Annotated in this window: 26 protein-coding genes and 1 pseudogene; 10 read left to right on the top strand and 17 right to left on the bottom strand. The window is 60.3% G+C overall.

The window, feature by feature from the left end; translation table 11 throughout:
- Positions 1 to 43: 43 nt before the first annotated feature.
- Complete coding sequence (locus AC07OV_RS03695) at positions 44 to 835, bottom strand: AraC family transcriptional regulator (protein ID WP_495091566.1); 792 nt, start codon at positions 833 to 835, stop codon at positions 44 to 46.
- 36 nt (positions 836 to 871) lie between these two features.
- The gene (locus tag AC07OV_RS03690) at positions 872 to 2155 is read right to left on the bottom strand and encodes an arsenic transporter (protein WP_494995858.1); all 1284 of its coding nucleotides are present in this window, start codon (positions 2153 to 2155) and stop codon (positions 872 to 874) included.
- A gap of 140 nt (positions 2156 to 2295) precedes the next feature.
- On the opposite strand from AC07OV_RS03690, the gene AC07OV_RS03685 reads away from it, so the two are divergent.
- The 4 genes from AC07OV_RS03685 to AC07OV_RS03670 all read left to right on the top strand — a co-directional run bounded on the left by AC07OV_RS03685 (position 2296) and on the right by AC07OV_RS03670 (position 4123).
- Positions 2296 to 2511, top strand: a complete 216-nt coding sequence (locus AC07OV_RS03685; RefSeq protein ID WP_003191339.1) for a hypothetical protein — start codon at positions 2296 to 2298, stop codon at positions 2509 to 2511.
- Positions 2512 to 2581: 70 nt separating this feature from the next.
- A complete protein-coding gene (locus AC07OV_RS03680; RefSeq protein ID WP_176996007.1) occupies positions 2582 to 3277 on the top strand; it encodes an AzlC family ABC transporter permease in 696 nt (231 codons plus the stop codon).
- Positions 3274 to 3585: an AzlD domain-containing protein gene (locus AC07OV_RS03675; protein WP_494995857.1), complete on the top strand. Its 312-nt coding sequence runs from the start codon at positions 3274 to 3276 to the stop codon at positions 3583 to 3585. Before AC07OV_RS03680 ends, AC07OV_RS03675 begins: the two co-directional genes overlap by 4 nt.
- 184 nt (positions 3586 to 3769) lie before the next feature.
- Positions 3770 to 4123, top strand: a complete 354-nt coding sequence (locus tag AC07OV_RS03670) for a hypothetical protein (RefSeq protein ID WP_176996009.1) — start codon at positions 3770 to 3772, stop codon at positions 4121 to 4123.
- Positions 4124 to 4262: 139 nt separating this feature from the next.
- Here AC07OV_RS03670 and AC07OV_RS03665 read toward each other — a convergent pair whose 3' ends face one another.
- The 7 genes from AC07OV_RS03665 to AC07OV_RS03635 all read right to left on the bottom strand — a co-directional run bounded on the left by AC07OV_RS03665 (position 4263) and on the right by AC07OV_RS03635 (position 11851).
- Positions 4263 to 5900 (bottom strand): ABC-F family ATP-binding cassette domain-containing protein, encoded by a 1638-nt coding sequence (locus tag AC07OV_RS03665; protein WP_495091565.1) that lies wholly within the window; start codon positions 5898 to 5900, stop codon positions 4263 to 4265.
- 124 nt (positions 5901 to 6024) lie between these two features.
- Positions 6025 to 7074: a DNA topoisomerase IB gene (locus AC07OV_RS03660; RefSeq protein ID WP_495091564.1), complete on the bottom strand. Its 1050-nt coding sequence runs from the start codon at positions 7072 to 7074 to the stop codon at positions 6025 to 6027.
- A gap of 78 nt (positions 7075 to 7152) precedes the next feature.
- Positions 7153 to 8232, bottom strand: coding sequence for a molybdenum ABC transporter ATP-binding protein (gene modC, locus AC07OV_RS03655; RefSeq protein ID WP_494995854.1), 1080 nt, complete (start codon positions 8230 to 8232; stop codon positions 7153 to 7155).
- Positions 8233 to 8237: 5 nt separating this feature from the next.
- Positions 8238 to 8918 (bottom strand): molybdate ABC transporter permease subunit, encoded by a 681-nt coding sequence (gene modB, locus AC07OV_RS03650; RefSeq protein ID WP_120448673.1) that lies wholly within the window; start codon positions 8916 to 8918, stop codon positions 8238 to 8240.
- Positions 8919 to 9686 (bottom strand): molybdate ABC transporter substrate-binding protein, encoded by a 768-nt coding sequence (gene modA / locus AC07OV_RS03645; RefSeq protein WP_494995853.1) that lies wholly within the window; start codon positions 9684 to 9686, stop codon positions 8919 to 8921.
- Positions 9687 to 9804: 118 nt separating this feature from the next.
- Positions 9805 to 10863 carry an NAD(P)H-dependent flavin oxidoreductase gene (locus AC07OV_RS03640; protein ID WP_495091563.1) on the bottom strand — a complete coding sequence of 353 codons (1059 nt, stop codon included), beginning with the start codon at positions 10861 to 10863 and terminating at the stop codon, positions 9805 to 9807.
- Positions 10864 to 10972: 109 nt separating this feature from the next.
- Positions 10973 to 11851, bottom strand: coding sequence for an alpha/beta fold hydrolase (locus tag AC07OV_RS03635; protein WP_495091562.1), 879 nt, complete (start codon positions 11849 to 11851; stop codon positions 10973 to 10975).
- Between the two features lie 173 nt (positions 11852 to 12024).
- Here AC07OV_RS03635 and AC07OV_RS03630 point away from each other — a divergent pair, with 173 nt between their 5' ends.
- A complete protein-coding gene (locus AC07OV_RS03630) occupies positions 12025 to 12618 on the top strand; it encodes a CGNR zinc finger domain-containing protein (RefSeq protein ID WP_495091561.1) in 594 nt (197 codons plus the stop codon).
- Between the two features lie 12 nt (positions 12619 to 12630).
- Positions 12631 to 13092 carry a GyrI-like domain-containing protein gene (locus AC07OV_RS03625; protein ID WP_495091560.1) on the top strand — a complete coding sequence of 154 codons (462 nt, stop codon included), beginning with the start codon at positions 12631 to 12633 and terminating at the stop codon, positions 13090 to 13092.
- On the opposite strand, the gene ada is transcribed toward AC07OV_RS03625, so the two are convergent.
- From ada to AC07OV_RS03605, 4 genes are all read right to left on the bottom strand, one after another.
- Positions 13089 to 14141, bottom strand: coding sequence for a bifunctional DNA-binding transcriptional regulator/O6-methylguanine-DNA methyltransferase Ada (gene ada, locus AC07OV_RS03620; RefSeq protein WP_494995848.1), 1053 nt, complete (start codon positions 14139 to 14141; stop codon positions 13089 to 13091). The genes AC07OV_RS03625 and ada overlap by 4 nt on opposite strands.
- A gap of 75 nt (positions 14142 to 14216) precedes the next feature.
- A complete protein-coding gene (gene alkB / locus AC07OV_RS03615; protein WP_495091559.1) occupies positions 14217 to 14882 on the bottom strand; it encodes a DNA oxidative demethylase AlkB in 666 nt (221 codons plus the stop codon).
- Between the two features lie 3 nt (positions 14883 to 14885).
- Positions 14886 to 15053, bottom strand: a complete 168-nt coding sequence (locus tag AC07OV_RS03610) for a hypothetical protein (RefSeq protein ID WP_176996020.1) — start codon at positions 15051 to 15053, stop codon at positions 14886 to 14888.
- A gap of 25 nt (positions 15054 to 15078) precedes the next feature.
- Positions 15079 to 15381: a DUF1883 domain-containing protein gene (locus AC07OV_RS03605; protein ID WP_003191319.1), complete on the bottom strand. Its 303-nt coding sequence runs from the start codon at positions 15379 to 15381 to the stop codon at positions 15079 to 15081.
- Positions 15382 to 15594: 213 nt separating this feature from the next.
- On the opposite strand from AC07OV_RS03605, the gene AC07OV_RS03600 reads away from it, so the two are divergent.
- The 4 genes and pseudogenes from AC07OV_RS03600 to AC07OV_RS03585 all read left to right on the top strand — a co-directional run bounded on the left by AC07OV_RS03600 (position 15595) and on the right by AC07OV_RS03585 (position 17856).
- Complete coding sequence (locus AC07OV_RS03600) at positions 15595 to 15945, top strand: hypothetical protein (protein ID WP_176996021.1); 351 nt, start codon at positions 15595 to 15597, stop codon at positions 15943 to 15945.
- Between the two features lie 175 nt (positions 15946 to 16120).
- Positions 16121 to 16624 carry a c-type cytochrome gene (locus AC07OV_RS03595; RefSeq protein WP_494995846.1) on the top strand — a complete coding sequence of 168 codons (504 nt, stop codon included), beginning with the start codon at positions 16121 to 16123 and terminating at the stop codon, positions 16622 to 16624.
- Positions 16621 to 17547, top strand: a pseudogene (locus AC07OV_RS03590) (c-type cytochrome). Before AC07OV_RS03595 ends, AC07OV_RS03590 begins: the two are co-directional and overlap by 4 nt.
- A gap of 78 nt (positions 17548 to 17625) precedes the next feature.
- Positions 17626 to 17856, top strand: a complete 231-nt coding sequence (locus AC07OV_RS03585; protein WP_178920748.1) for a hypothetical protein — start codon at positions 17626 to 17628, stop codon at positions 17854 to 17856.
- An 8-nt stretch (positions 17857 to 17864) separates the two neighbouring features.
- Here the strand turns inward: AC07OV_RS03585 and AC07OV_RS03580 are convergent, their stop codons facing one another.
- The 4 genes from AC07OV_RS03580 to AC07OV_RS03565 all read right to left on the bottom strand — a co-directional run bounded on the left by AC07OV_RS03580 (position 17865) and on the right by AC07OV_RS03565 (position 20353).
- On the bottom strand, positions 17865 to 18149 hold the full coding sequence (locus AC07OV_RS03580) for a hypothetical protein (RefSeq protein ID WP_178920750.1): 285 nt from the start codon (positions 18147 to 18149) through the stop codon (positions 17865 to 17867).
- A 136-nt stretch (positions 18150 to 18285) separates the two neighbouring features.
- Positions 18286 to 19242 carry a fimbrial protein gene (locus tag AC07OV_RS03575; protein ID WP_178920752.1) on the bottom strand — a complete coding sequence of 319 codons (957 nt, stop codon included), beginning with the start codon at positions 19240 to 19242 and terminating at the stop codon, positions 18286 to 18288.
- A 71-nt stretch (positions 19243 to 19313) separates the two neighbouring features.
- On the bottom strand, positions 19314 to 19862 hold the full coding sequence (locus tag AC07OV_RS03570; RefSeq protein ID WP_178920754.1) for a fimbrial protein: 549 nt from the start codon (positions 19860 to 19862) through the stop codon (positions 19314 to 19316).
- A gap of 11 nt (positions 19863 to 19873) precedes the next feature.
- Positions 19874 to 20353: a fimbrial protein gene (locus AC07OV_RS03565; protein ID WP_495091558.1), complete on the bottom strand. Its 480-nt coding sequence runs from the start codon at positions 20351 to 20353 to the stop codon at positions 19874 to 19876.
- Between the last annotated feature and the right edge of the window lie 2 nt (positions 20354 to 20355).

Genomic DNA, 20355 nt, shown 5'->3' with positions numbered 1-20355 from the left:
GTGAAGAGGGCGCGGGCGGCTGTATTGGACCAGATTGCACGGTTCAACGTTTGAGCACGGTTTGATAGCGCCCAGGCGTGATGCCGTAGGCGGCGCGAAAATGCCGGTTGAGGTGGCTCTGGTCGGCAAAGCCCAAATCATGGGCCACGTCGCTCGCGGCGGCGCCGTTGCGCAGCAGGCCTTTGGCGCGCCGGGTGCGCAGTTGCATGGCCCATTGCCGTGGGCTCAAGCCGGTTTCTTTCTGGAAGGCGCGCAGCAGATGGAATTTGGATAGCCCGAGTTCATCGCCCAAGTGGTCCAGGGGCAGCGATTGATGCAACTGCTCGGCGAGCAACTCCTGGGCGCGGCTGATCAGGTTCCTACCGGTCGCCGTGCTGCCAGGTACACGCACACCGCTGACCGCAACCACTTCACCCAACAGCAGCACCAAGGCTTCTTCATTCAGTTCACGAACCAGTGGGTCGTGGCTCAATGCGCCTTGCACCGCTGCCGCCAGGCGTTGCGCCAGTTGCGGTTGGAAGCACAGCGAGCGATCGAATTCCAGGTGGACCAGGCCAAGGTCTGTCGCCAGCTGATCCGCCATGGCGTACAGGCTGACAAATTGCCAAGGTGCGCCCTCAGCCGCGCCACCGCCTTGAATCTGCCCCGGGTTATACAAGGTGATGGTGCCCGGGCCGGCCTCAAACTCACGACGGTCGAGCCAGACTTTTTCCTCGCCGACCAGATTCACGCCGATCACGCACTCATCGTGGCTGTGCCGCGCAAAGGACAGGCCAGTGCAGGTGGTGCTGGTGACTTCGTAGTTGCCCAGCCAGGCGTGTTGCATGGCGCTCATCGTGTCGGCTCGAGGCAGAATGAGCGCCGAGCATAACTAAATACTCAGGCGCAACGCGAGCGCAGCGAGGGTGATCAGCAACACGGGCAACGTCAGCACAATCCCGACTTTAAAGTAGTAGCCCCAGGTAATGTTGATGCCTTTGCGCGCCAGGATATGCAGCCACAGCAGGGTGGCCAGGCTGCCGATCGGCGTGATCTTTGGGCCCAGGTCGCTGCCGATGACGTTGGCGTAGATCATGGCGTCCTTCACCACGCCTACCGCATGGCTGGCTTCGATGGACAGCGCGCCGATCAATACCGTCGGCAGGTTGTTCATCACCGAGGACAGCAACGCCGTCAGCACCCCGGTACCCAACGCGGCACCCCACACGCCATAACCGGCGAAGCTGTCGAGCCAGGTGGCCAGGTAAGTCGTCAGGCCGGCATTACGCAGGCCATAGACCACCAGGTACATGCCCAGGGAAAAGATCACGATCTGCCAAGGCGCTTCCTTGAGGACCTTGCGCGTGGAAATCTTATGGCCCTTGGCGGCGATCACCAACAGCAGCACCGCACAGGCGGCCGAAATGGCGCTGATGGGAATACCCAAGGGTTCCAACGCAAAACAGCCGACCAGCAGGATGCCCAGCACCCACCAGCCGGCGCGAAACGTGGCGCGGTCATGGATCGCATTGGCGGGATCGTCCAGGTCCGCCGGGTCGTAGGTGGCGGGGATATCACGGCGGAAGAACCACAGCAGCACTGCCAGGGTGGCGGCGACACTGACGACGTTCACCGGCACCATCACGGCGGCGTATTCGTTGAAACCGATCTTGAAGTAGTCGGCCGAGACGATATTCACCAGGTTCGACACCACCAAAGGCAGGCTGGCGGTGTCGGCGATAAACCCTGCGCCCATGACGAACGCCAGGGTGGCCGCTGGCGAAAAGCGCAAGGCCAACAGCATCGACATCACGATGGGCGTGAGGATCAGCGCCGCTCCGTCATTGGCAAACAGCGCCGACACCAGCGCACCCAGCAGCACCATGTAGGCAAACAGCTGCCGACCGCGCCCACGCCCCCAGCGCGCCACGTGCAGGGCGGCCCAGGCAAAAAAGCCGGCTTCGTCGAGCAAAAGGCTGATGACGATCAGCGCGACAAACGTACCGGTGGCATTCCAGATGATGTGCCACACCACCGGGATGTCTGCCAGGCTGATCACCCCACAGGCCAAGGCCAGGATGGCGCCCATCGTCGCGCTCCAGCCGACGCCCAACCCCTTGGGCTGCCAAATGACCAACACGATGGTGAGTAGAAAGATGCCAACGGCTACGAGCATTGAGTGTCCCCGGGAAGGATGAAATCGCGTAAGGATTGACCTATGGCATGGCTTTTTAATTCAGCGACAAGTGCCTGAAATTAAAATGAAACACTACTGTCCTAAAGTGCCCGACCATTGGTGATAAAGGAAGTAACCGCGTGACCCGTGCCACTCGCAACCTGCGCAAGACCCTCGATTCCGTCGCGGAAAATAACGAAACCGCGGCGTTTGACCTGATGCGCGCCGTTGAGAAACTCGGCGATGAAGTGCTGCGCCAGCGCCTGCTCAATACCATTCACCGTCTTAACCAGGACGCCTACGAACTGCGCGAAGCCCGCGATTCGGTGGAACAGGTGTCGGTCAAGCTCGCCTGAGCACGATCGTTCAAGACAAGCCTTTTTTCCACTGGCATGCTTGTCGACTGTTTGTCGATGAGCCGTTTCCATGCCTACTGCCGTCCCTTTCAACGCCTTCGCTCGCGGCGCCATCGCCGTCATTCCGTTATCCCTTGCCTGCGCACCGTGGGGGCTGCTGGCCGGCTCCATGGCGATCGATGCGCAATTCAGCCCGCTGGAAGCACAAGGGCTCTCCGCCATCGTGTTTGCCGGCGCCGCACAATTGGTGGCGATCGGCATGGTCAAGGGTGGCGCCAGCCTGATTTCCATCGTGCTGACCACATTGCTGCTGACCTCCCAGCATTTGCTCTACGGCATGCACATGCGCCCCACATTATCGGCACTCAACACCCGCTGGCGCATGAGCCTGGGCTTCTTGCTGACCGATGAATTCTTTGCACTGGTCAACCACTATGACCGCGAAACCTTTAACCGCTGGTATGCGCTGGGCGTGGGCCTGACCTTCTATATCGCCTGGAACCTCTTCACCCTGGCCGGCATTGTGCTCGGCAAAAGCATCCCAGGGCTTGATCAACTGGGGCTGGAGTTCTCGATTGCTGCGACGTTCATTGCCTTGATCACGCCGGTGGTGCGTGACGTGCCGACGGTGGTGTGCGTGGCCGTGTCCTTGCTGTTCTCGGTGTGGCTGAGTTACCTGCACTGGGAATCGGCGGTGGTGGTGTCCGGGGTATTGGGGATGAGCGCAGGGTATGCCTGCAAGCGGCTGGGAGTCGGGCAGCAATGATCTACGTCATGATCGTGGCCATGGGCCTGGTGGTATTTTTCAACCGTTACCTGTTTATCGAACCGCGCCTGCCGGTGCGCCTCAACCGTGGCGCGCGGGAGTTTCTCGGGTTCGCCGTGCCTGGCATGCTGACGGCGATTTGCGGGCCAATCATTTTCCTGGCTGACCACAAGCTCAATCTGAGCCCGGCCAATCCTTACCTGCTGGCAGGCATCAGTGCCGTCGCGCTGATGTTCTGGACGCGTAGCGTATTGATCACCGTGTTGCTGAGCATGGCGTTGTTCTATCTGTTTCGCTGGTGGCTCTGAACCGCCGGCGAAAAAAAGCCCGCGGGAGAGCGGGCAGAAGGGAGACTTCTTAAAAATGAGCCTGCCGACTATAGGCGGGCCCTTGTCCTTTCACAGTGAAACTAAATTCATCCAGCTGTCAGCGAAGCAGCCCCCACGGGAGCTTAATGGTAGAGTCGCGTTTTTTTTCCAAGGAAGCGATGGCATGCACAAGCTGGTGATTGGCGCGTTGGTGGTGGCAGCACTGTCCGGTTGCGCGGGCTCGAAGATGAAAGACGCGCGCGCTGGCACGCCCTACAAGACCCTGGCGTCGGACAAGGCTCCTCTGGTGGTTGCCCAATGTGTGCAGTTCGGTTGGCAGGATGAAACCGTATTCGGCGTCGACGCCGGCGGGTTCAAGGAGCCGATCGAGGCGGGTGGTTTTACCGTCTACACCACCGGTGGCGATTACTTCGTCGACGTGCGCAGCGCCGGTGCCGGCTCCACGGTCAATTACTTTGCAGCCGAGACCAGCATGGTCGCCCAACGGCGCTTGGCGGCCCTCGCGACCTGCCTGTAATCCTTTGCCTTAGTCATATTCGGAAAAACCCGGCGGGACAGCCGCCGGACATTGGCCTATCATTCTCCCGCTCGCTCGACGTGATGGCTCTTTACCAGTACACGGACGTCGAGGCCGAAACGTCGGGCGGGCCTCTTCCTCATTCCCTCTGTTCCAAGCACCAGCCTTCGGCGTGCCACCCCAACACGTGGGTCGGCTTGATCGCCTGCATGAACGCTTCATCGTGGGAAACCACCAGCATTGCCCCGCAAAATCCCTGCAACGCCTGTTCAAAAGCCCGCACCGATTCCAGGTCCAGGTGGTTGGTCGGCTCATCAAGCAACAACAACTGCGCAGGCACCTCGCGCCATAGGGCAATGGCCATTGCGGCCTTCAGGCGCTCGCCGCCGCTCAATTGGCCACACGGTTGGGTCACACGTGTGGCATCCAGTTGCAGCAAGGCCAGGCGCGTGCGCAATTGAGCTTCAGCCAACGGCGTGTCGAGCAGGTTGAGCTGCTCAAGGACACTGCGTTGATCGTCCAGTAGCGCCAGGTGCTGATCGATATACGCATTCGATACGTGCACCGCAAACTCGCCGCTGATGGCTTGCCAATGGCCTGCGAGCAGCTTGAGCAAGGTGGATTTGCCGCAGCCGTTCGGCCCCTGGATAGCCACGCGCACAGGCCCTGACAGGTTGAGCGTGACGTAGCTCGCGGGTGCCCGCGGATCGAGCCAGGGTAATTGGGCATTTTCCACGGTCAGCACGCTACGGCCGTTGGGCAGTGCCGAGCCGGGCAGGGCCAACAGCGTAGGCGTTTCATCGATCACCCGTTCATAGGCCTGGCGCACCTGGGCATCGAGCTGGTTTTTTTGGGCGTGATGGGCACTGCGCACGGTGCTGACAATTTCCGTGGCGGCACCTTTCCAGCGAGCCTTGGTAAACCGGTCGACGTTGGCGGTTTCTGCGTGTTTGCGCGAACGCGCGGCATTGCGTTGCAGGCTGTCGTGGTCTTTTTGCAGGCGCCGCCGTTCGCGACTTCGCTCCAGGCGGGCATGCTCGAGGGCCGCGACAGCCGCGTGTTGTTCGGTATCGCGCTGCAGGCGATAGGCATCGTAGTTGCCGCCAAACACCCGGGCGCCGAGGGGCGACAGTTCGATGATGCGCTGCATCGTGTTCAGCAATTGTCGGTCATGGCTGACCACCACCAGCCCACCACGCCAATCCTCCAGCACCTGGAGCAACCAGGCGCGGCCGGTGCTGTCGAGGTGGTTGGTGGGTTCATCGAGAATCAACAGTTCGGGTGCGGCCATTAGCGCACCGATCACCGCGACCCTGGCGAGTTGGCCGCCGCTGAGTTGGTCAGCCGGCGTATCCGCGCATAACTGAGACAAACCCGCCGCATCCAGCGCCGAGTGCAGGCGCTCGGCGAGATCCCAGCGCTCGTCGATCAGTTCCAGGTCGACAGCCTGCGCTTGACCCTGTGCCATGCGCTCAAGGGCCGCCAGTGTCGTGGCGGTCCCAGTGATGTCCGCGATGCTTTCCCCGGGTTGAACGGCCAGCGTCTGGGCCACGTAAGCCACCGTCGCCGCCCCCTCTACCGTGCCAGAAGAAGGGGCCAGCTGGCGGGCGAGCAACTGGGCCAGGATACTTTTACCCAGGCCATTACGGCCAACAATGCCGGTGGGTGTGCGATCAATGGACAGGTCAAGGTCTTCCAGCAAGGTCTCGCCATTGGCGAACTGGAAGCACACGTGGTGCAGGGAAACGAGAGCGGGCAGCCGTTTGACGTGAGTCATCAGCACCTCCAAAAAAATGTCTAACAGGCCAACAAGCGCGCCGTGCGGCTTGTTGCATATACATTTTGGAAGGCTTAGTTGTTCACGTTTGCGGTCGTCCCGTAAGTCAGAAGGGAGGCAAAGGCTAGCGCACCTGGGCAGCCTTCGGCAAGTCAGCGGCCAGTTGCTCGAGAAACATCGCCAAGGCGACTTCCTCGGCTTTCAGGCCCTTGCGCACCCGAGGCTTGGGCAGTTTGGACAGCTCGCCCAGACTGAAATGCTCCAGCACGGCCGGGTGGATATAGCACTTGCGGCACACCGCCGGCGTATTCCCCAGTTGCTTGGCAACCGCCTTGACCATGGCCACCACGTGCCGCTTGGCATCCGATTCTGGTTGCCACTCCAGCTCACGCAACACGGCCAGGGCGAGCGCCGTACCGGCCCAGGTGCGGTAGTCCTTGGCGGTAAAGTCTGCGCCGGTGAGCGTGTGAAGGTAGGCGTTGACGTCGTGGGAACTGACGGTATGGCGCTCGCCCTGTTCATCCAGGTATTGAAAGAGGTTCTGCCCCGGCAGCTCCAGACAGCGTTTGACCACGGTGGCCAAGCGGCGGTCTTTGACGCTGACCTGGTGTTCAACGCCGCTCTTGCCGCGAAACTGGAACAGGATCTCGCTGCCCTGGATGTCCACATGGCGGTTGCGCAGGGTGGTCAGCCCGTAGGATTTGTTGTCGCGGGCGTATTGGGTATTGCCGACGCGGATCAGCGTGGCGTCGAGCAGCATCACCACCGTGGCCAGGACTTTCTCACGGGTGAAACCAGGCTCGGCGATCTGTGCTTCCAATTGCTTGCGCAGCTTGGGCAGGGCTTCTCCGAACGCCTGCAAGCGCGAGTACTTGTCGGTGTCGCGTACTTCACGCCAGCGCGCGTGGTAGCGGTACTGTTTGCGGCCTCGGGCATCACGGCCGGTGGCTTGCAAGTGGCCGCGCGGGTCGGCGCAGATCCACACATCGGTATAGGCCGGCGGCACCGCCAGCGCATTGAGGCGCTGGATTTCGTCCGCGTCAGTAATACGCGTGCCTTTGGCATCGAAGTACTGGAACTTGCCGCGCAACGTTTTGCGATGGATACCCGGCTGGGTATCGTCAACGTAATGCAGGTCGCGGGGCAGGTCGGCAAGCAATGCAGAGTCGGGCATGGTGCAACTTCCTTGGCAACGAATCAGACCGGTATGTCTGATGGACCGCACGCGCGTGCGGTCGTGCCAAAAGCTTTGCTAGGCCAGTACCGCCACCGCCTTGATCTGTGCCCATAGCACCTGACCGGGGTGCAGCTGCAACTGGTCGCGGGAGAAGCGCGTGATGCGCGCCAGCAACGGCGTGCCACCAGCCTCCAGGCGCACCAGCACGTGGGCGTTGTTGTCGGCCGTGATGTCTTGAGTGACTGTCACTGGCAAGCGATTGAGGATGCTGCTGTGCTCTTCGGCCTGCAGGCTGAGGCTCACATCCCGCGCCTGGACCTTGACCCGCAGTTGCTTGCCCAACGCCAACGGCGCATGGGCCACGCGCATCTGCAAGGCGCTGTCGGGCAGTTGCAGGGTGAGCAGTTGATAGTCCGCGTCGTAGGCGCTGACGGTGCCGTTGACCACCACACCGGCGTCGTCGCCCAGGGCCATGGGCAGGTCGAGCCGCGCCAGGGTTTCGCCGATCGGCCCGCTGGCCAGGGCCTTGCCGTCGCTCAGCAACACGATGTGGTCGGCCAGCCGCGCCACTTCGTCCTGGGCATGGCTGACGTACAGCACCGGGATGTCCAGCTCATCGTGCAGGCGTTCAAGGTACGGCAGGATCTCGCCCTTGCGCTTGCTGTCCAGCGCCGCCAGTGGTTCATCCATCAACAGCAGTTTCGGACTGGTGAGCAAGGCGCGGGCAATGCCGATGCGCTGTCGCTCACCACCGGACAAGTGCTGCGGGTGACGATCCAGCAGGTGACCGATCCCCAGCAATTCGGTGGCCTGGGCCATGTCCACCCGGCGTTGCTCGGGTTTGATGCGCTTGAGGCCGAATTCCAGGTTGGCGCGCACCGATAAATGAGGAAACAGGCTTGCCTCCTGGAACACATAACCCAGGGCGCGCTTGTGCGGTGGCACGAACAGGCCGCTGCGGCTGTCTTGCCAGATTTCGTCATTGATCTGGATAAAGCCGTCTTCGGCGCGCTCCAGCCCGGCGATACAGCGCAGGCAAGTGGTCTTGCCGGAGCCTGAGTGCCCGTATAACGCGGTCACACCCCGGCCGGGCAGGTGCAGGTCCACGCTCAGGGCGAAGCCCGCGTAGTTTAAGTTGAGGCGTACATCGATCATCGCAGTCAGCTCCAGCCCATCTTGGATTTACGGCTGGAGTACAACGCCAGCAACACAAGGAACGCGAACACCACCATGGAGCCGGCGAGCCAGTGGGCCTGGGCATATTCCATGGCCTCGACATGGTCGTAGATCTGCACCGAGACCACGCGGGTCTTGTCGGGAATGTTGCCGCCGATCATCAACACCACGCCAAACTCACCGACGGTGTGGGCAAAGCCGAGAATCGACGCGGTGATGAACCCAGGGCGGGCCAGGGGCAAAATCACCGTGAAAAACGTGTCCCACGGGTTGGCACGCAACGTGGCGGCCACTTCCAGGGGGCGCGTGCCGATGGCGGAGAAGGCGTTTTGCAACGGCTGCACCACAAACGGCATGGAATAGATCACCGAGCCAATCACCAGCCCGGCGAAGCTGAAGGTCAGGGTGCCCAGGCCCAGCCATTGGGTGAACTGGCCGAAGTAGCCATTGGGGCCCATGGTCAACAGCAGGTAGAAGCCGATCACCGTGGGTGGCAGCACCAACGGCAAGGCCACGACCGCCCCGATGGGGCCGCGCCACCAGGAGCGGGTGCGCGACAGCCACAGGGCAATCGGAGTGCCGATGACCAGCAAGATCACGGTGGTCAGTGACGCCAGTTTGATGGTCAACCAGATAGCGGAAAAATCGGCACTCGACAGGGGCATTTACAGCTCGTAACCGTAGGATTTGATAACCGCGGCAGCTTTTGGCCCCTTGAGGTATTCAACCAGTGCCTTGGCAGCGGCGCTGTCTTTGCCTTTGTTGAGGATTACCGCGTCTTGTTTGATCGGGTCGTGCATCGAAGCCGGCACGATCCAGGCCGAGCCGCTGGTGACTTTGCCGTCTTTATAGATCTGCGACAAGGCCACGAAGCCCAACTCGGCATTGCCGGTGGAGACAAACTGATAGGCCTGGGTGATGTTCTGGCCCTCGACGATCTTGTCCTTGACCTTGTCGGTCAGGCCTTCTTTGGCCAGTACTTGGGTGGCGGCCAGGCCGTAAGGCGCGGCTTTCGGGTTGGCGATGGAGAGGTGCTTGAATTCGTTCTTCTTCAGCACGTCGCCTTTGGCATCCACGTAGCCTTCTTTGGCCGACCACAGCGCCAAGGTGCCCACGGCGTAGGTGAAGCGCGAGCCTTTGACGGTGTCGCCTTCGGTTTCGAGTTTTTGCGGGGTAGTGTCGTCGGCGCTCAGGAACACTTCGAACGGTGCGCCGTTCTTGATCTGGGTGTAGAACTGACCGGTGGCGCCGTAGGCGGCGACCAGCTTGTGGCCGGTGTCTTTCTCGAAGTCGGCGGCGATGGCCTGGATCGGTGCGGTGAAGTTGGCGGCCACGGCCACCTGTACTTCATCGGCCTGGGCCGAACCGAATGCGAAGGCGGCAATCAGGGTGGCCAGGGCCGTGGGGGCCAGGCGTGAGGCGCGGATCATCATGAAGCAGCTCCTTGGGGTTGTACGGCTTGTTATAGGTAGAAGGCTTAACCGCTATGTATGGGAATATATAGCGGTTGGCCATTGCCGGTACAGTGCAAAGTTGCCCCAAGTGTCAGATCTATTTGAGCTTGGCCAACGCCTGCTCGGCCAATTGACGTGTGAGGTCATACGTGGAGATATCCTTACCCAGGCGCAGCGCCTGGCCCGACCACAGGTTGCTGAAACCCGCTTCATCTTTGGCTTTGAGTGGAATCAGCGCACCACCGGACGTGGGGAAGGCCGGCGCTGCCGGGTTGATCGCGCCCAGCTCACGCATCACCCGGTTGACGATGCCCCGTGCCGGGCGGCCGGTGAACAGGTTGGTCAGCGCGGTTTCGCTGGCCTGGGCATGGCGCAGCGCGTAGTGATGAGACGCGGTGACATTGGCCTCCGGGGTAAACAGGTACGCGGTGCCGATCTGCACCGCCGAGGCGCCCAGGGCGAAGGCCGCGACGATACCGCGGGCGTCACCGATACCGCCTGCGGCAATCACCGGTACGGCGACGGCGTCGACAATTTGCGGTAACAGGGCGAACAGACCGATCTGGGTATTGAGGTCGTCACTCAGGAACAGGCCGCGATGGCCGCCAGCTTCAATGCCCATGGCGATGATTGCATCGCAGCCATGTTGCTCCAGCCAGATCGCTTCTTCCACCGTGGTCGCTGACGACAGCACCTTGGCGCCGGTGGCTTTTACCCGGTCCAGCAAGGCTTTTTCCGGCAGGCCGAAGTGAAAGCTGACGACCTCGGGGCGGAATTCTTCCACTACCTGGCAAGCAGCCTCGTTGAATGGCGCGCGGTTGGACACCGGGGTTGGCGCTTCAAAATCGGCGCCCAATTCGCGGTAGTAGGGTTCCAGCAATGCCTTCCAGCGACGGTCACGGGCCTCGTCGGGCGCCGGTGGCTGGTGACAGAAGAAATTCACGTTGATGGGCCGCGTGCTGGCCTGGCGGATGGTAGTTAACCCCTCGCGCAGCTGCTCGATGCTCAAGGCTGCGGCGGGCAGTGAACCCAGTGCGCCGGCGTTGTTCGCAGCGATCACCATGGCGGTGGTCGTGCCCACGGCCATGGGGGCCTGGATGATGGGCAGGTCGATGCCCAGCAGGTCAAGAATGCGCGTGTCTGGCCAGGTGCTCATGGGGTGCGTCTCCAGCGTGAGTAAGACTTTTCGCTGTTTTAACAGGGCCCCTGGCACCCGGCCAGTCTGTTTTATTCACTGGACGAAGGCGGTGTTTCGTGCCGTGCCATCAGTCGATGGCCTGCCCCAGTACGGCGTGAATGCGCTGGGCAATGTGGGCCGCATGGGTTTCCAGGGCGAAGTGGCCAGTGTCCAGTAACTCGACCACGGCGTTGGCGTTGTCACCCGCGTAGGCGTGGGCGCCCGGTGGAATGAAGAAGGGGTCGTTCTGGCCCCAGATCACCAGCGTTGGCACCTGGGTGGCCTTGAAGAACGCCTGGAACGCCGGGTACAGCGTGAGGTTGTTGCGATAGTCGAGGAACAGGTCGAGCTGGATCTCATCGTTGCCCGGGCGCTGCATCAACAGCACGTCCAGCATGTACGACTCCGGCGCGACCAGCTCAGGCTGGGTGACACCGTGCAGGTACTGATAGCGCGTGCCTTCCAGGCTGATCACCGCATGGCGGATCACTTCGCGATTGGCCTGGGTCGGCTCGGCCCAGTATTGGCGGATCGGTGCCCAGGCATCCCCCAGGCCTTCGAGGTAGGCGTTGCCGTTTTGCGAGACCAGCGCACTGACCCGCTGCGGGTGCGCCACGGCCAATCGCAGCCCGACCGGAGCACCGTAGTCAAAGACGTACAGGGCGTAGCGGCTCAATTCAAGCGCATCGACAAAATGCCCGACGGTCACGGCCAGGTTGTCGAAGCTGTAGTGGTAGTCACGCTCGGCAGGCACCTCGGTGAAGCCAAAGCCTGGCAAATCCGGCGCGATCACCCGGTAGCGGTTGGCGAGCAGGGGGATCAGGTCGCGGTACATGTGGGACGAACTGGGAAAACCGTGCAGCAGCAACATGACCGGGGCCGCTGGGTCACCGGCTTCACGGTAGAACATGCGCACGCCATCGACATCGACGTGTTGGTAGCGAATCACAGGGGCTTGGATAGACATGATGAGGGCACCTTTGTAACTTGATAAAGTGTGTTTACGGGTTAGCTATTTTTAAAGCTGCGCTCAAACGTGTAACCTGTCAACGTAATTATTCAGGTTAGCTTTTCGTCACTTGTAACTACCCATCCTGCTGGTTAGCGGTTACTATCGCGTGATGTTCAAGAGGATCCCCCATGGCAATCACCGTCCCCCCAGCCGTCCCTGACGAGCCCTATGTCCTGGCCGATGACCCGGTGCTGGACATGCTCAACACCCTGGCCAACATCGACGGCGTGCCGTGGGATTTCTGGCAAACCGATGCCGATGTGGAGCGTTGGCTGGTGCGCTTGCGATGGGTCGAGGAGGGCAGTGTTCCCGAGTTTGAAGCCGGCACCTTGCTGAACGCGGCGCGGCAACTGCGTGAAGTGATTCGTGAGTTGGTAAAGCTGCGCAAGGACGACCAGCCCGGCAACCCGGCCGCCCTCAACAGTTTTCTGCGCAAGGCGGTCAGCCATCCGCAACTGGTGTGGCCGGCGTCGGGGGCACCTCAGTTGGAACGCCAGCGCAAACAGCAGACGGCCGAACAATTTCTGTCGCCGATCGCCGAGGCAGCCGCTAATTTATTGGTGGCGGGCGATTTCACCCTGATTCGCCGCTGTGAACACCCGGAATGCATCCTGTGGTTTTATGACCGGACCAAGGCCCACAAACGCCGCTGGTGCAGCATGGCGTTGTGTGGCAATCGGCATAAGGTCGCCGAATTCCGCAAACGAAAACTCAAGCTTTAAAAGGAGAAGGCTTTGCACGTCACCAAGGAACAACTGAAGGCAGCATTCACCGTGTCGGGTCTGAAGGTTCGCACACGTAACGCCGATGAATCGCAGCCAGCGAGCGCAAAAATCGGCCCGATGTGGCAGCGGTTTTACAGTGAAGGGTTGTACGAGGCGATCCCCGGCAAACAACCGGGCTCACCGGTCTACGGGGTTTATAGCGGCTATGAATCCGATGCCAGTGGCTTGTTTGATGTGACCGCAGGTGTTGCGACGGGCGCGCCCTCCCTGGGTTTTGAAAGCCTCGTTATTGAGCCGGGGAACTACCTGGTATTTGAAGCACGCGGGCCGATGCCTCAGGCGATCATCAACGCCTGGCAGCAGATCTGGACGTACTTCGAGCAACCTGACGTGCCGGCTCGTGCGTTTGTCACGGACTTTGAGGCTTATCAGGGCCCGGACCTGGCGTTCATCCATATCGGCATTCGCTAGGCTTCGGACGGGCTTTCCCGTTCCAGCAGCTGCCGCTTGCGCTCCACGCCCCAGCGGTAGCCAGACAGGTCACCATTACTGCGCACCACGCGGTGGCACGGAATGGCGACCGCCAGGCTGTTCGCGCCACAGGCCTGGGCCACGGCTCGAAAGGACTTGGGCGCGCCGATTTGCTGGGCGATTTGCGCGTAACTGGCGGTGCTGCCCACCGGAATGGTGCGCAGCGCTTGCCATACCCGTTCTTGAAAGGCTGTACCGCGCAGGTCCAGGGGCAAGTCCAGCCCCAGCGCGGGCGCTTCGATAAAGCCAACGACCTGGGCGATCACTTGTTCAAAGTGTGGGTCAGCCCCCACCAGCTCGGCCTTGGGGAATTGGTCCTGCAGGTCGCGCACCAGTTTGTCGGGGTCGTCCCCCAGCAGGATCGCGCACACGCCGCGCATGCTCTGAGCTACCAGAATCGCGCCCAGTGAGCATTGGCCTACGGCAAACAGGATTTGATTGTTGGTGCCGCCAGCCCGGTAATCGCTGGGTTTCATGCCGAGCAGTTGGTCGGCAGACTCATAAAAACGGCTATTGGAATTGAAACCTGCGTCATACAAGGCGTCGGTGACCGAATGCGGGCCCTTGAGGCTGTTGCGCACTTTGCGCGAGCGATGAGCGCTGGCGTAGCCCTTGGGCGTCAGGCCGGTCACGGCCTTGAATACGCGGTGGAAGTGAAAGGGGCTCAGGCCGGCCTGTTTGGACAGGGTTTCCAAGTCAGGGGGCGTTTCGGCTTGCTCGATCAGCCGGCAAGCGTCAGCGACCAGCCGGGCATGGTGCAGGGCAACTTGAGTCTGGTCGCCGGCGGCCCGTTTACTCGGGCGATAACCTGCTGCTTCGGCTTGTTCGCCGGTGTCGAAGAACTCAATGTTTTCCGGGCGTGGCAGGCGGGAAGAGCTGCTGGGGCGGCAATACACACCGGTGGTTTTTACGCCGTAGACAAACTGCGTATCGGCCTTGGGGTCGCGGGCCACGATGGCGGCCCAGCGGGGATCTTGTTCGTTGCTCATGGCCAGCACTCTTGACGGTTCATGGGCAGGTTAGCGGGGCTGACCGTTCCTGGCACTCTGAACCTTGCGGTCAAATCAGCCCGCGGTGCGAAATGTCAGGTTGATGCGCTGGGGGCCCATGACGGGATGCGTGCCGTCCTTGATCGGCATCACGCCGTGGAAACGCAGGCGGTCGACGCCACCCCAAACCACCACATCGCCATGGAACAGCGAGATTTTCTGCGTCTTATCGCTGCGTTCATGACCACCGAACAGGAAGATCGCCGGCAAGCCAAGGGACACGGACACCACCGGGGCATCGTAGCGGCGCTCGTTCTTGTCTTGATGCAACGACATCTTGGCGCCCGGCACATACCGGTTGATCAGGCAGGCATCAGGGGAGAAATCGTTGAACCCGGCCTCGGCGGCCGCCTGCACGGCCAGTTGGCGCAACGCTTCCGGCAAGGCGGGCCAGGGTTGCTGGTTGCGTGGGTCAAGCGGGCTGTAACGGTAGCCGCTGGCGTCCGTCGTCCAGCCCAGTTCGCCGCAACTGCTTAGCGCCGCCGACATGGTAAAGCCACCGGGTGTGGTCATTTTACGAAAGGGTGACTGGGCCAGGATGCGACGAAGTTCAGGCAGAAGGCGATCGATCCAGGGCAGGGCGTGGCCTCTGAGCACGTAGGACTCTGCGCCAATCTGTTCGCGCCCTGCGGGTTGTTGCAGGGCTTCTTCAGCAAACAGATCGGCTGTAGGGCCGGGCATGGCTTACAGCGCCTTGCTCACGTTGATGTCGGTAATTTCATCGGTGGTGTCGTGAATTTTAGCCAGGGCTTGCTTGGCTTCTTCTACGCTGTTGCTCTGCAGTTGCGCGAATTCGAAGCGACGTTCGCCGTTGAGTTTGTATTTGATGACGTATTTGGTCGTGGTGTTCACAGCGGTTTCCTGTCGAATATGCGGATCAGCTCAGCTTGGAGCTAGTGCGACGAACGATGCGGATCTTGTGGGACAACGCAGGTTTGCGGGTGACACTGATGGCGCGGCGTGTGACCACGTCCAGGGTAATGTTCCAAAAACCGGTGCTGGGTGCGGTGATCTTGGCCGGGAACTTGTCGAAGGCGCCGCCGTGGTAGGTGTGACGACCACCGTTTTTGAAGCTGCGAAAATTCGCATCGCTCATCAGACGGATATTACAGGTCTGCGAGCATTCGATGACGACAATGTCTCCCTCGTTGAGGTGCTCACGCTGGTGGATGAATTTCATGAGGGTGTCTCCAGAAGGGCTTTTTCTGAAAAATCAGAATGATACGTAGGTTAAGATAGAGTTTATCAGCCCCAGCGCGTTTATTATCGGGCCGTCGTCGACGACTTCGACAATTTAAAACAGTTATTTACCGAGTTATCAGGGATAAATCCTACTTTGGCGGGAGAAAATTACCATCCCCGCTGTCGTAGGGTCTTTATCGGAGGTTTTTGTATGAAGTGGAGTGTGTTGGTTCTGGCCTTGGCAATAGGTGGGTGTGCTTCGGTTGCAGATATCAAGCAGACCCCGCCGACGTTGTCGGTCATTTCCGGGAAGAAACCACAGGAATATGCCGCCTGTGTCGTGCGTAAGTTGTCGACGACTCGCCGGCCTCCACAGATCGAGCCCCACAAGGATGGTGTGCAGGTAATTGTGCCGCAGAAGTATTCGGCTGACCCTTCGGCGATCTTCGAGATTGAAGAACGCTCCAGCGGCAGTAGCATCAAGCTCTATGAGAGCATGGCCAACGTGCCTATCCGCCCAGGTGACGTGAAAAAAGCCGGTGAGGATTGCATTTCCGGCTGATTCCCCGCGTTTCACCCATGCGCCAACATCCGATAAAGAAGCCCGGCCCCGCTGTTGTGGGGCCGGGCTTTTTAATGCATGAGGTTTGACGGTTATCGTCAGCGGATCATTACCCTACCACTTGTAGGCGTATGCGCTTAAGGCCTAAGCATATAACTATAAGAATGGAGTCGTGATGATTCGTTTGAGCGAGTTCTGCTGGGAGGTGCGCTGCTGTTGCTTGGCCGAGTATGTGCGCAAGCAGTTGGCAGATTTCAGCAGCGGGGAGCGCATCAATCCGGTGATGCAGCCGCTGGCCAAAGTCCTGACCGAGGCGGAAATTTCTGCACTCAGCCTAACATTGGCGGCGATGCCTGCGCCCGTATCCGCAACCGTGCACCGTAGCGAAATGCCGAGTACTGCTGCGCAAAAGCTTGCTTTGCAAGGGGCGTGGGAGCGGCAAGTTCCTGCGTGTGTCAGTTGTCACGGGCCTGCAGGTGCCGGTGTGGGAAGTGCATTCCCGCCGCTGGCAGGTCAGCCGGCCGCCTATCTGAGCGCACAATTGGTCGCCGGGCAGGCAGGCACGCGGCGCAATGACCCCAATGACCTGATGGGGCACATCGCCAAGGCGCTGACCCCGGAAGAAGTGCAGGGGGGCGCGCAGTATTTCGCGTCGCTGCACCAGGAGGTCAAGCCATGAAGGCCTTCAGGTTTGCACCCGTATTCGCCTTGCTGATTTCACTGCCGACGCATGCGGCAACGGTCGCCATGGAAGACCAGTCGCAGTCGCAGTTGCACCCAACCGCATCGCCTGTCTCTGCTACGTTCCAGCCGCCCCAAGAAAGTGAATTGCCTGACAACGCCTACGGCAAGCTCGTTAGGCAGGGTTACGCCTTGTTTGTGGACACCAAGCGGTTGGCACCGCAATTTGTCGGCAACGGCCTCAACTGCAGCAACTGCCACCTGGACCAGGGCCGGCTGGCCAATTCGGCACCGCTGTGGGGCGCTTATCCGATGTACCCGGCCTATCGAAAAAAGAACGACAAGGTCAATACCTTTGCCGATCGTCTGCAAGGCTGTTTCCAGTTCAGCATGAACGGTGGCACACCGCCTGCGGCAGATAGCCCCGAAATTACCGCGCTGTCGGTATACGCCTATTGGTTGGCCAGCAAGGCGCCCTTGGGTGTCGAGCTGCCGGGACGAGGTTACCCGGACGTGGCGCCGCCCGCCAAAGGCTAAAGCCTGGCCCGGGGCGCCGAGGTGTACAAAGACCAGTGTGCGGTGTGCCATGGCGGCGAAGGGCAGGGACAAAAGGGTGGCGACAGCTACGTCATGCCACCGTTGTGGGGTAAAGACTCCTACAATTGGGGCGCAGGCATGCACCGTTTCAATACGGAGGCGTCCTTCATCAAGCACAACATGCCGCTGGGCAAGGGTGGCAGCCTGAGTGATGAGCAGGCCTGGGACGTGGCGGCCTACCTCAACAGCCACGAGCGGCCGCAAGACCCACGGTTGATAGAGGGCTCGGTCGAGAAAACCCGTGTGAAGTTTCACGCCAATGACGGCGTCAATCTGTACGGGCAAACCGTTGAAGGCGTGCTGATCGGGCAGGGCATCCGTTAAACTGTCGGGTAATGCATACAAAAATGCCGCGCAACCTTAAGGTTTGCGCGGCATTTGTCTTTAAATCGGGAAAACCTAATGAAACGTGAACACGTCAGGGCGCGCCATGCCGACGGCCAGATCTCAGCCACCCATGTCATCCAGAACCCGGCTGACCTGGGTGAATGGATCGTGTTTTTCAAGAAGAGCGGCGGGCGTAGTTACTTCTTGGTGGACGAGCAGGACGAGGTAGAATCATTTGCGCGCCTGGATGAGCTGATCGAAACCCTGCGCGGGCTCGGCATCAAGTTCGCCGAAATCCACCTGTAGCCTATGGCTTACTTGCAAACCACCACCACGCTGCGGCTTTTGTAGTTGCCCACGTCCTTGCCCAGGGTCTTGTCGTCCTCTTTGAGCGATGGCGTGCCTTCAGTGCCGACGATGCGGTAACCGGTGCCGGCGCAGGAAGCATCTGCCTTTTCATAGCAACTGGCCCAGGAATTGGCTTCGCCGGAACAGTCGATGGTCAGGCCTTGTTCGCCGTTCTTCAGGTACGTATCGGAGGTGGTGGTGCAGCCGGTCATCAGGACCAGTGCTGCAGTCAGCGTCAGTATCTTGTTCATGGTGGGGTCGTCGTCGAGGTATTGGAGGGGCGCTGACACTGTCGTGGGGCGGTCGTGCGAGATTATAGCCATCTGCCACATACGCAGTCTCCAGAATAAACGCCTTCGACTGCGTAGCTTCGGCCGTTGATGGGCGTTACGGCACGCCCATCACCAGTACACCACTGCCGCTGACGGCGCCGGCAGCGGGTAGCGACCCATTGCGTCGAACCAGGGTGAACATCACATCATCCCCACCCACGCTGTTGGTGATCTGTGTCCGGAATGAGCCGTTGACCTGAACCGCAGCCCCCGAACGGACCATAGCGGTACCCACGTTCGGGTTCGTCATACTCAGCAGACGTGTGTCGAATGACGAAGGTGTTCCTTTGTAGGTGATGGTGATCGGTGTCGTGATTCCCCCATCGGGGCACGAGTAAGTGAGCCTGCGGTTGCTGCGGATGGGGCTCGTCAGCGGGTCGGTGCCTATCTGTCGCTGCTGGACGGTGCCGAAGTCCACCGTGATCGGGTTGTTGTTATTGATCGTGCAGGTTGACGGCGAAACAGTAAAGTTGTTAGCCGACGTGTAAGTGACAGTGAGTTGCGGTCTCGAAGCGTCCCAGTTGTTCGAGCTGGTGAGACGTAACAGGCCGAGATTATCCCCGACACGGACATTGATAGGGTTCGACGGACTGTTACGCATCAGAATATAGGGGGTGATATTGATAGGATAAACGCCACCGTTGTTGGGCATGGTTGCGACCAGGATGCCGCTCAGGACCGGGGTGTTGTAGAAGGTCCCATTGATTCGCAGCCCGGTCCTTTCAAAGGAAAACTTGGGGCCGGGAGTCCACGGAGTGCCTGAACTATTGCCTGTTGCCCAATAGTCCTGACCCCACGCCGGACCCTGGCCAGGTGAGTATCGACATTCCAGCCTTGCGCCTTCGAGCATGATCCTGGTTTTGTCTGGGGTCAGCGTGACCGTAACGGGAACTTGCAGGTTGGGATTTCCCGTCTGCCATGCGCCACCATTCACCCTGCAGTCAACGGCCTGTGCAGTCGGAGCCAAACCAAGCAGCGTAAGAAGCATGCTTTTTTTATATAGTCGTTTCATTTTATTTCTCGTTGCTCCTCTCCCCGGAAGGCTAAATCCGCCCGGCGAGAGGTGAGGTTTGTCTGGGGCTGTTACGGATAGTCCAGCGTAAACGTTGACGTCACCGTATATCTGCCGTGCCCGATGGTTTGGTCCCGGATCGCATCCGGTTCGCCCTGCACATAGGCTTTGAGCTCAATCACATTGCTGCCGGTACTCAACACCTGTTTGTCGCTGACGGTGTTGACGGGTAAAGGTTTATTGCCCGGGGTTTCTATACCAAGGCCAATCCCCGTGGCGCCGCTGCCACCATCGAGTGCGAACAAGCCTGGCAACTTAGTGTTTTCCGTACCGCTGAGCAGGAGGGTGACCGAGTCGCCAATCGTGGTGTCGCAGTTCTCCAGATGCACCCTGAACCCCTTACCCTGGGTGCGCGTATTGAGGTAGAGGTGCTTGCTGGTGACGTCCCAGAGTTCCAGCGTGATCGCATCGTCACCCGGGCGAATCGTGCAAGCCTCTTCCACCAGGTTGCCCTTGAAGCTCAGGTTGTCTGCCGCAGACCCCTTGTCCGGCAAGCCGAAGGTCATCAATAACGCGAGCCAGGCACACGACCACTTTTTATGATCCATTTCAAATCGCATAGACGTGGTTCCTACTGGTATTCAGCCAACAGCGTGGCCACCGCTGCAAACCGCGCAGGGGGCAGCGTTGCACCGGGTTGTTTGACGGGCACGACTTCCAGTGTCGGCGGTGTCGAGAGGACGATGTTCATGGGCGTATTGAGTGAAAACGGCAGGTTGTTCTGAAAGACCCGGATACCCAGCGCCGGCACATTGGTCTGTGCCGCGGCGCCATCAAATGCCGTGGGTGTGCCGTTGACGCTCAACTTAAGGGCCCAAGGCAGGGTGGCCGGCCCACAGCTGATAGTGTAGGGGACCGATTTGCGGTACTTCACACCGTCGACGCGCTTTACGGCCACATCGCCAAAGTCCACTTCAATCGTGTTGCCTGCATCAATGGTGCAAGGCGGCGGCTCGTTCAAGGTTCCGCTGAACGTCAGGTTGGCCGATGCACCACTGCACAGGCCGATGGAGCACAAGGCGAGCAATGCTCGCTGTTGCCAGCATCTCATTG

Source organism: Pseudomonas sp. GW821-FHT09A09 (genome assembly GCF_059418405.1).
This window is presented reverse-complemented; position numbering and strand designations above follow the sequence as displayed.

Excerpts from the sequence above, each read along its gene's own strand:
- AC07OV_RS03675 (WP_494995857.1), top strand. The coding sequence starts at position 3,274 with ATGATCTACGTCATGATCGTGGCCATGGGCCTGGTGGTATTTTTCAAC.
- AC07OV_RS03575 (WP_178920752.1), bottom strand. The coding sequence starts at position 19,242 with ATGAAACGACTATATAAAAAAAGCATGCTTCTTACGCTGCTTGGTTTG.
- AC07OV_RS03570 (WP_178920754.1), bottom strand. The coding sequence starts at position 19,862 with ATGCGATTTGAAATGGATCATAAAAAGTGGTCGTGTGCCTGGCTCGCG.
- AC07OV_RS03640 (WP_495091563.1), bottom strand. The coding sequence starts at position 10,863 with ATGAGCACCTGGCCAGACACGCGCATTCTTGACCTGCTGGGCATCGAC.
- AC07OV_RS03670 (WP_176996009.1), top strand. The coding sequence starts at position 3,770 with ATGCACAAGCTGGTGATTGGCGCGTTGGTGGTGGCAGCACTGTCCGGT.
- ada (WP_494995848.1), bottom strand. The coding sequence starts at position 14,141 with ATGAGCAACGAACAAGATCCCCGCTGGGCCGCCATCGTGGCCCGCGAC.
- modB (WP_120448673.1), bottom strand. The coding sequence starts at position 8,918 with ATGCCCCTGTCGAGTGCCGATTTTTCCGCTATCTGGTTGACCATCAAA.
- AC07OV_RS03630 (WP_495091561.1), top strand. The coding sequence starts at position 12,025 with ATGGCAATCACCGTCCCCCCAGCCGTCCCTGACGAGCCCTATGTCCTG.
- AC07OV_RS03585 (WP_178920748.1), top strand. The coding sequence starts at position 17,626 with ATGAAACGTGAACACGTCAGGGCGCGCCATGCCGACGGCCAGATCTCA.
- modA (WP_494995853.1), bottom strand. The coding sequence starts at position 9,686 with ATGATGATCCGCGCCTCACGCCTGGCCCCCACGGCCCTGGCCACCCTG.
- AC07OV_RS03635 (WP_495091562.1), bottom strand. The coding sequence starts at position 11,851 with ATGTCTATCCAAGCCCCTGTGATTCGCTACCAACACGTCGATGTCGAT.
- AC07OV_RS03605 (WP_003191319.1), bottom strand. The coding sequence starts at position 15,381 with ATGAAATTCATCCACCAGCGTGAGCACCTCAACGAGGGAGACATTGTC.
- modC (WP_494995854.1), bottom strand. The coding sequence starts at position 8,232 with ATGATCGATGTACGCCTCAACTTAAACTACGCGGGCTTCGCCCTGAGC.
- AC07OV_RS03660 (WP_495091564.1), bottom strand. The coding sequence starts at position 7,074 with ATGCCCGACTCTGCATTGCTTGCCGACCTGCCCCGCGACCTGCATTAC.
- AC07OV_RS03690 (WP_494995858.1), bottom strand. The coding sequence starts at position 2,155 with ATGCTCGTAGCCGTTGGCATCTTTCTACTCACCATCGTGTTGGTCATT.
- AC07OV_RS03695 (WP_495091566.1), bottom strand. The coding sequence starts at position 835 with ATGAGCGCCATGCAACACGCCTGGCTGGGCAACTACGAAGTCACCAGC.
- AC07OV_RS03600 (WP_176996021.1), top strand. The coding sequence starts at position 15,595 with ATGAAGTGGAGTGTGTTGGTTCTGGCCTTGGCAATAGGTGGGTGTGCT.
- AC07OV_RS03595 (WP_494995846.1), top strand. The coding sequence starts at position 16,121 with ATGATTCGTTTGAGCGAGTTCTGCTGGGAGGTGCGCTGCTGTTGCTTG.
- AC07OV_RS03680 (WP_176996007.1), top strand. The coding sequence starts at position 2,582 with ATGCCTACTGCCGTCCCTTTCAACGCCTTCGCTCGCGGCGCCATCGCC.
- AC07OV_RS03580 (WP_178920750.1), bottom strand. The coding sequence starts at position 18,149 with ATGAACAAGATACTGACGCTGACTGCAGCACTGGTCCTGATGACCGGC.
- alkB (WP_495091559.1), bottom strand. The coding sequence starts at position 14,882 with ATGCCCGGCCCTACAGCCGATCTGTTTGCTGAAGAAGCCCTGCAACAA.
- AC07OV_RS03665 (WP_495091565.1), bottom strand. The coding sequence starts at position 5,900 with ATGACTCACGTCAAACGGCTGCCCGCTCTCGTTTCCCTGCACCACGTG.
- AC07OV_RS03565 (WP_495091558.1), bottom strand. The coding sequence starts at position 20,353 with ATGAGATGCTGGCAACAGCGAGCATTGCTCGCCTTGTGCTCCATCGGC.